This window comes from Spiribacter sp. SSL99 (genome assembly GCF_009805925.1).
Taxonomy (GTDB): Bacteria; Pseudomonadota; Gammaproteobacteria; order Nitrococcales; family Nitrococcaceae; genus Spiribacter; species Spiribacter roseus.
The window spans coordinates 105481-111773 of sequence record NZ_MAOM01000022.1 but is presented as its reverse complement, the minus strand read 5'-3'; the positions used below and the strand labels follow the sequence as shown (position 1 = coordinate 111773).

General features: G+C 68.4%; 9 protein-coding genes. 1 reads left to right on the top strand and 8 read right to left on the bottom strand.

Translation table 11 applies throughout. From position 1 onward, the window contains the following. From BA899_RS09935 to surE, 3 genes are all read right to left on the bottom strand, one after another. Positions 1 to 469 (bottom strand): YqaA family protein (locus tag BA899_RS09935; RefSeq protein ID WP_159300498.1); only part of this gene is annotated, 469 nt, incomplete at its 3' end. Beyond that, complete coding sequence (locus BA899_RS09930) at positions 466 to 1131, bottom strand: protein-L-isoaspartate(D-aspartate) O-methyltransferase (protein WP_159300497.1); 666 nt, start codon at positions 1129 to 1131, stop codon at positions 466 to 468. The genes BA899_RS09935 and BA899_RS09930, both read right to left, overlap by 4 nt. Next, positions 1131 to 1880 (bottom strand): 5'/3'-nucleotidase SurE, encoded by a 750-nt coding sequence (gene surE, locus BA899_RS09925; protein WP_159300496.1) that lies wholly within the window; start codon positions 1878 to 1880, stop codon positions 1131 to 1133. The genes BA899_RS09930 and surE overlap by 1 nt, the downstream gene beginning before the upstream one ends. Before the next feature lie 70 nt (positions 1881 to 1950). Between surE and BA899_RS09920 the strand changes: the two genes are divergently transcribed. Further along, complete coding sequence (locus BA899_RS09920) at positions 1951 to 2487, top strand: Smr/MutS family protein (protein WP_159300495.1); 537 nt, start codon at positions 1951 to 1953, stop codon at positions 2485 to 2487. Here BA899_RS09920 and truD read toward each other — a convergent pair whose 3' ends face one another. From truD to eno, 5 genes are read right to left on the bottom strand one after another with little or no spacing between them, the layout of a single operon-like run. Further along, a complete protein-coding gene (truD, locus tag BA899_RS09915; RefSeq protein WP_159300494.1) occupies positions 2488 to 3540 on the bottom strand; it encodes a tRNA pseudouridine(13) synthase TruD in 1053 nt (350 codons plus the stop codon). Next, positions 3537 to 4010 carry a 2-C-methyl-D-erythritol 2,4-cyclodiphosphate synthase gene (gene ispF, locus BA899_RS09910; protein WP_110882895.1) on the bottom strand — a complete coding sequence of 158 codons (474 nt, stop codon included), beginning with the start codon at positions 4008 to 4010 and terminating at the stop codon, positions 3537 to 3539. The genes truD and ispF overlap by 4 nt, the downstream gene beginning before the upstream one ends. Further along, complete coding sequence (ispD, locus tag BA899_RS09905) at positions 4010 to 4711, bottom strand: 2-C-methyl-D-erythritol 4-phosphate cytidylyltransferase (protein ID WP_159300493.1); 702 nt, start codon at positions 4709 to 4711, stop codon at positions 4010 to 4012. The genes ispF and ispD overlap by 1 nt, the downstream gene beginning before the upstream one ends. Next, positions 4704 to 4985: a septum formation initiator family protein gene (locus tag BA899_RS09900; RefSeq protein ID WP_110882781.1), complete on the bottom strand. Its 282-nt coding sequence runs from the start codon at positions 4983 to 4985 to the stop codon at positions 4704 to 4706. Before BA899_RS09900 ends, ispD begins: the two co-directional genes overlap by 8 nt. A gap of 8 nt (positions 4986 to 4993) precedes the next feature. Beyond that, complete coding sequence (gene eno, locus BA899_RS09895; protein ID WP_159300492.1) at positions 4994 to 6289, bottom strand: phosphopyruvate hydratase; 1296 nt, start codon at positions 6287 to 6289, stop codon at positions 4994 to 4996. Positions 6290 to 6293 lie beyond the last annotated feature (4 nt).

Sequence of the window (6293 nt, the reverse complement as noted above, 5' to 3'; positions counted from 1 at the left end):
GCACCGCAGCCACCAGATAGAACCGCGCCCCCCGGCCCAGCAGCGACGCCAGCAGGAAGGGCAGCCAGGCAATGGCCATGGCGCCGGCCGCGATGGTGAAGATCTTATAGGGGATCGGCGAAAAACCGGCCACCAGCACCACCCAGAAGCCCCAGTCCACGAACCAGCCACGCGCCGTCTCATAGGCCGGTGCATAGCCGGCTTCCTCAATCAGGGGCAGGACCAGCTCGAGGCCCAGAAGACCGATCAGATACCCGAGCACACCGCCCGCCACCGAGGCCAGGGTGGTGAGCGTTGCCAGTCGCATGGCCCGCCGCGGCCGGGCCATGCACATGGGCGCGAGCATGACATCGGGCGGCACGGGGAAGAATGAGGACTCGGCAAAGCTCAACCCCGCCAGCATCCACGGCGCCCGGGGATGCCCGGCCCAGCGCAGGACCCGATCGTAGAGCGCGGTAAAGACCTTCATCCCTGGATGCCGCCGCGCATGGGGACAAAGCTGACGGCTTCCACGGTCTGCTCGTCGAACGCGCCCGCCCGTCGGTGCCAGACCCGCAGTTCCTGGGTGCCTCCGCCACCCACCGGTGCCATCAACTGGCCATCGTCGGCGAGCTGCTCGAACAGCGCGGGCGGCACCGTCTCAGGGGCCGCGGTCAGTATGATGGCATCAAACGGCGCGGCCGATGGCCAGCCCTCGAAACCGTCGCCAAGGCGCTGCCGGATATTGCCGATGCCGAGCTGGCGGAACAGCGCACGGCTGCGCTCGTAGAGGGCACGAATGCGCTCGATGGTGCAGACCTCATCGACCAGCGCCGCGAGCACCGCGGCCTGATAGCCCGAACCCGTCCCCACCTCAAGCACCCGCGAGGGGATCCGGTCCCGGATGAGGATCTCGGTCATGCGGGCCACCACGAACGGCTGCGAAATCGTCTGCCCGTGACCGATCGGCAGCGCGGTGTCCTCGTAGGCCCGCGATGCCAGCGCCTCGTCAACAAACAGGTGTCGGGGGATCTGGCGCATCACGTTGAGCACCCGGGCATCACGGATCCCGGCGTCGCCCAGCCGGCCGGCCAGCCGCTCACGGGTACGCCGCGATGTCATGCCGATGCCCTGACGGCGGTGATCGTCCATCAGCGCAGTCCCTCGATCCAGCCGGCCACTGAGTCGAGTGCTGAATAACGGGTCAGATCAACCTGCATGGGCGTAATGGAGATCGCCCCACGCTCAATGGCGTCAAAATCGCTTCCGGGGCCCGCATCCTGGCGCGCGCCGGGCGGGCCGATCCAGTAGATGGGGCGTCCCTTGGGGTCATGATCGCGGATCGCCGCTTCGGCGCGATGACGACTGCCGAGCCGGGTCGCCTCGATGCCGGTGACCTCGTCCCAGGGCCGATCCGGGACATTGACGTTGAGGATGGTGTCGGCCGGCAACGGATCATGGTGCAGACGGTTGATCAATTGCCGCGCCATGGCCGCCGCCGTGGCGTAATGCGTGGGCGCATCGCCCACCAGGGAAATCGCGATCGCCGGCAGACCGAGCGTCCGGCCCTCCATGGCGGCGGCCACCGTCCCGCTGTAGAGCACATCATCGCCCAGGTTGCCACCGGCATTGATCCCCGAGACCACCATGTCCGGCAGCGCTTCAAGCAGGCCCGTGGTGGCCAGATGCACGCAATCCGTGGGGGTGCCATCCACCCGAAAGACACCGCTGCGGATTTCATCAACGCGTAGCGGGCGGTCCAGTGTCAGCGAGTTGCTCGCGCCACTGCGGTCGCGCACCGGTGCCACCACCGTGACGCTGGCCTGCTCGGCGAGCGTGGCGGCGAGTTCGCCGATGCCCGTGGATTCATAGCCGTCGTCGTTGCTGACGAGAATTCTCATGGAAGGCCCTTTTCTCCTTGCGCTTTTGCCCGTGTACTATACCGATCCCGAGACGCTGCGGGAGACAGCCATGGAAGATCAGGACCCGGAGACCGCCCTTTTCCGGGCGGCCATGGAGGATGTCAGTCCGCTTGAGCACCCGGACACGCCCGATCTGCAGCGCCGCCGTCCGCCACCGATCCCCGGCCAGCGTCGTGCCGACGACCGGGCGGTGCTGCGGGAACTCGCCGAAGGCGAACAGGACGGCGCCGAGCTGGGCGCGGAGCTGGGCGAGGCCCTTGCCTGGTCGCGTGCCGGCCTCCATCGCAAAACCCTGCGTCGACTGCGTCGGGGCGATTTCAGTGTAATGGCCGAGCTCGACCTGCACGGCCACACGGTCGATTCGGCGCGCCGCCTGCTGACCGACTTCCTCAACGAATGCCACCGCCGACACATGGGCTGCGTGCGGGTGATCCACGGCAAGGGCCGGCGCTCGTCAAACGCCGGACCGGTCCTCAAGGGGCAGGTGGACCGCTGGCTGCGCCAGCGCGACGACATCCTCGCGTTCTGTTCCGCGCGGCCGGTGGACGGCGGCACGGGGGCGCTGTATGTGCTGCTGCGACGCTGATCAGTCATTGACCGCCTCGACCAGCTCGCGGATCACCATCGTGGCGTAGGCGCCCCGGGTCAGCTCAAAGCGCAGGCGCCAGATCCCCGGCGCCATCCGCCAGCCAGCGAGCGCGCCGACGCTCAGACGCAGCGCCCGTCGATCGGCGGTGACACGCAGGTCCGCCAGCGCCTGAATGACCGCCGCCCAGTCCTGCAATACCGCCGACTCGCGCTCGATCAATGCCGCCGTCTGCGGCTGGCGCCGATTGGTGGCGCCGGGCAGAGGCCCCGTGGGGTGGATCCGCAGGCCGGCCGCGCGGCGGCGGTTGAAGGCCGTTTCGGCCGCCTCGGCAGCAAAGAGGCTGCCACGTCCATCGAGCACCAGCAGATCGCCGGGGCGCGGCTGGGACCAGTCACCGGCGTCAATGCGCCGCGCCAGCACCGCATTGAACATGGCCGAGCGTGCCGCCGAGATCAGCATGCTGCGGTCATTGCGCGAGCGCGGGCGCTCGCCGCCCGCGAGCCACTTCAGGGCCCGGTCCAGATTCTGTCCATGACGGCCAAAACGCTGGCCACCAAAATAATTGGGCACCCCGTGCCGGGCAATGGTCACGAGCCGCGCGGCGATATCCCGGGGCGCGGCATCGACATCACGCAGCGTGAGGGTGAAGCGGTTGCCCGTCAGCGCCCCCACCGGCAGCTTGCGGCGGTGGCGCTGGACATCGATCACATCCAGCGCCTGCCCGTCCTGATCAACCACGCGACCCAGTGGGGCGAGTGGCGCATTGACTGGCCAGGGCACGGATAACCATTGCGTCGTGACCGCCTGACGGTCCTTGCGCCCGGCATAGCCCATGGCCCGGCGCTCCACTTGCCAGTGCCCGGCCAGCTGCTGGACGGCCTGCTGGGTGGTCAGTCCGCGTTTGCGGATCCGCACCAGCAGATGCGGGCCGTCCCCGGTCGGGGCAAAGCCCAGGCGCTCGTCGACCTGGAAATCCTCGGGGCTGACCGCAACACGCGCCTTGCCCACCGGCGTGCCCCAGGCGAGCGGCCAGTCGCCTGTCCCACTCACGGGCAGTCAACCAGCGCCACGGCGCTGGCGGCGATCCCCTCACCGCGCCCGGTAAACCCCATCCACTCAAGCGTTGTCGCTTTCAGATTGATCTGTCCCTCCGACAGGTCAAGGTCTGCCGCAATGCGGGTGCGCATGGCGGGCAGGTGCGGCGCCAGGCGCGGCCGCTGGGCGATCAGGGTGGCGTCGAGGTTGCCGATCACGCCGCCCTGCCCCGCGACGAGGGCACCCACACGGCGCAGCAGCACGCGGCTGTCGATCTGCGCGTAGGCCGCATCGGTGTCCGGGAAATGCTGGCCGATGTCGCCCTGACCGACAGCGCCCAGCAGCGCGTCGCATAACGCATGCAGCAGCACATCTCCGTCCGAGTGCGCGGCCAGTCCGTATTCAAAGGCCACCTCGACGCCGCCCAGCACCAGACGTCGGTCGGCGACCAGCCGATGGGCATCGATGCCCTGACCGATCCGCATCATTCCGGCGCCCTCCGTCGGTTGCGCTCAATGGCATTGGCCAGCCAGTGGATGTCTTCGGGATAGGTGTACTTGATGTTGCCCGGATCACCCGCGACCAGCCGTGGGCGCGCACCGAGCCCCTCCATGGCCTGGGATTCGTCAGTCACCCGGGTATCACGGGCAAGCGCCGTCTGCAGCCGCCCCAGCGGGAACAACTGCGGGGTCATCGCCTGCCAGAGTCCTTCCCGGGACGGCGTATCGGCCACCCGACCCGCCGCATCGGCGCGCTTCAGGGTGTCACGCACCGGCGCGGCCAGCAGCCCGCCATCCGGATCATCGGCGACGGCCTCGATCAGACGGGTGATATCGGCCGCCGGGACCGCCGGCCGGGCCGCGTCGTGGACCAGAACCCCGTCGCCTTCCGCGGCGCCCCAGTCCCGCAGCGCCGCCAGTCCGGCACGGATCGAGTCCTGACGCTCCGCGCCGCCCGGGCAGTCGCGTACCCGGTCATCGCGCCGCAGCGAGGCCTGATCGAACAGCGCATCATCGGCGGCCCGCACGATCATCACGCCGGCAATGTCAGGTACCTGACAGAGTGCATCGAGCGACCAGGCCAGAACCGGTCGACCGGCCAGATGGTGGTACTGCTTGGGCGTCCCGGCGCGCAGGCGCTGGCCACTGCCGGCCGCCGCGATCAGCCCCCAGAGGCGTTTAGCCATCCCGCGGTCCGATCACCCGATAGAAGTGTTCATCAGCGCCGATCATGCCCATGTCACGACGCGCCCGTTCCTCGACACTGCGCAGTCCACTGCGCAGGTCGGCGACATCCGCTGCCAGCGCCCGGTTGCGCTCGTCGAGGCGGGCGTTTTCGCCGCGCTGCTCGGCGACCGCGGCCTGCAGTCGCTGCATGGCGGGGACGCTGCCCTCACCCAGCCAGAGCCGCGACTGCAGCACCACGATCAACACCACCAGCGCCGCCGCCATCCAGCGCATCGTCCGACTCAGGCGCCCATGCGACGCAGGTTGGGGAATGCCGAGCGACCCGCGTAACGGGCCCGCTCGCCCAGCGCCTCTTCAATCCGCAGCAGCTGATTGTATTTGGCAACGCGGTCCGAGCGGCACAGGGAGCCGGTCTTGATCTGCGTGGCGGTGCTGGCGACGGCCAGATCGGCGATGATCGTATCCTCGGTCTCGCCCGAGCGATGGGAAACCACCGCCGAGTACCCGGCGTCATCGGCCATACTGATCGCATCCAGCGTCTCAGTCAGCGTACCGATCTGATTGAACTTGATGAGGATCGAGTTGGCGATGCCCTGATCAATGCCACTCTGGAAGATGCGCGTATTGGTCACGAACAGATCGTCGCCCACCAACTGGACGCCCTCGCTGATCTGGCGCGTGAGGGTGGCCCAGCCGTCCCAGTCATCCTCGCCCATACCGTCCTCGATCGAGATGATCGGATAGCGCGCCACCCAGTCGGCGAGCACGGCGGCGAAGCCATCGGCATCAAAGCGCCGGTCTTCGGAGGCCAGATAGTATTCGCCGTTCTCACAGAACTCGGAGCTGGCGGCGTCCAGCGCCAGCCAGACCTGCTCGCCCGGGGTATAGCCGGCCGCTTTCACCGCCTCGAGGATGACTTCGATGGCCGCTTCGTTCGAAGGCAGGTCCGGGGCGAAGCCGCCCTCATCGCCCACCGCCGTTGACAGTCCCCGCCCGGCGAGCACTTTCTTGAGGGCGTGGAAAATCTCGGTGCCGCAGCGCAGCGCGTCACTGAAGCGATCAAAGCCGATCGGCATCACCATGAATTCCTGGATGTCGACGCTGTTACTGGCATGCGCGCCGCCGTTGAGGATATTCATCATGGGCACGGGCAGGGTGTATTCCTTGGCCGGGGCCAGATAGGCGAACAGCGACTGGCCCGCCGACCGCGCCGCCGCCTGAGCCACCGCCAGCGAGGCGCCGAGCAGCGCATTGGCGCCCAACCGGCCCTTGTTGTCGGTGCCGTCGAGGGCAATGAGGCGCTCGTCAATGCCGCGCTGATCCTCGGCGGTCATGCCATTCAGGGCGTCGTTGATCTCGCCGTTGACGTTGGCCACGGCCCGGGTCACGCCCTTACCCAGATAACGCGTCTTGTCCCCATCGCGCAACTCCACGGCCTCACGCGCCCCGGTGGAGGCGCCGGACGGCACCGCTGCGCGGCCCAGGCTGCCATCGCTGAGGGTGGCCTCGGCCTCGAGGGTGGGGTTACCGCGCGAGTCGAGGATCTCGCGGGCGTGGATGCGGGTGATGGTGGGCATGAAT

Coding starts and splice junctions, on each gene's coding strand:
- BA899_RS09920 (WP_159300495.1), top strand. CDS start 1,951: ATGGAAGATCAGGACCCGGAGACCGCCCTTTTCCGGGCGGCCATGGAG.
- ispF (WP_110882895.1), bottom strand. CDS start 4,010: ATGCGGATCGGTCAGGGCATCGATGCCCATCGGCTGGTCGCCGACCGA.
- eno (WP_159300492.1), bottom strand. CDS start 6,289: ATGCCCACCATCACCCGCATCCACGCCCGCGAGATCCTCGACTCGCGC.
- surE (WP_159300496.1), bottom strand. CDS start 1,880: ATGAGAATTCTCGTCAGCAACGACGACGGCTATGAATCCACGGGCATC.
- BA899_RS09900 (WP_110882781.1), bottom strand. CDS start 4,985: ATGCGCTGGATGGCGGCGGCGCTGGTGGTGTTGATCGTGGTGCTGCAG.
- ispD (WP_159300493.1), bottom strand. CDS start 4,711: ATGGCTAAACGCCTCTGGGGGCTGATCGCGGCGGCCGGCAGTGGCCAG.
- BA899_RS09930 (WP_159300497.1), bottom strand. CDS start 1,131: ATGGACGATCACCGCCGTCAGGGCATCGGCATGACATCGCGGCGTACC.